The 1,060-nt window shown below is 49.2% G+C and carries 1 protein-coding gene; it reads left to right on the forward strand.

Features of this window, described 5'->3' with window-relative positions:
* Positions 1-1,058 (forward strand): photosystem II q(b) protein (psbA, locus tag GNE10_RS34750; RefSeq protein ID WP_185570536.1); only part of this gene is annotated, 1,058 nt, incomplete at its 5' end.
* Positions 1,059-1,060 lie beyond the last annotated feature (2 nt).

A 1,060-nucleotide genomic window follows, 5' to 3' on the forward strand; every position in this document is an offset into this window, starting at 1 on the left:
AAAGCGCCAACGTATGGGGTCGCTTCGCCAACTGGATAACCAGCACCAACAACCGCTTATACATAGGTTGGTTCGGCGTACTGATGATCCCCACCTTACTAGCAGCAACAGCTTGCTTCGTAATCGCCTTCATCGCAGCACCCCCAGTAGACATCGATGGTATCCGCGAGCCTGTTGCAGGTTCATTACTCTACGGAAACAACATCATCTCCGGAGCAGTAGTACCATCTTCTAACGCCATTGGTTTACACTTCTACCCAATTTGGGAAGCAGCATCATTAGATGAATGGCTGTACAACGGTGGCCCATACCAATTGGTAATCTTCCACTTCCTGATTGGCGTATTCTGCTACTTAGGACGTGAGTGGGAACTATCTTACCGCTTGGGAATGCGTCCTTGGATCTGCCTAGCGTTCTCTGCACCAGTAGCAGCAGCAACAGCAGTATTCTTGATTTACCCCATCGGACAAGGTTCCTTCTCTGACGGAATGCCCTTGGGAATTTCCGGAACCTTCAACTTCATGATCGTGTTCCAAGCAGAACACAACATCTTGATGCACCCCTTCCACATGTTAGGAGTGGCTGGTGTATTCGGCGGAAGTTTATTCTCTGCAATGCACGGTTCTTTGGTAACCTCTTCCTTAGTTCGTGAAACAACCGAAAGCGAATCACAAAACTACGGATACAAATTCGGTCAAGAAGAAGAAACCTACAACATCGTAGCAGCTCACGGTTACTTCGGTCGCCTCATCTTCCAATACGCATCCTTCAACAACAGCCGTTCCTTGCACTTCTTCCTAGCTGCATGGCCAGTGATTGGCATCTGGTTCACCGCCTTGGGTGTAAGCACAATGGCGTTCAACCTCAACGGTTTCAACTTCAACCAATCCATCATCGACTCTCAAGGTCGCGTAATCAACACCTGGGCAGACATCATCAACCGTGCAAACCTGGGTATGGAAGTAATGCACGAGCGTAACGCTCACAACTTCCCCTTAGACTTGGCATCTGCCGAAGCGGCTCCTGTTGCAATCAGCGCTCCTGCTATCAACGGTTAATC

Origin of the sequence: Nostoc sp. 2RC, from assembly GCF_014222165.1 — a bacterium.
GTDB lineage: Bacteria > Cyanobacteriota > Cyanobacteriia > Cyanobacteriales > Nostocaceae > Nostoc > Nostoc linckia.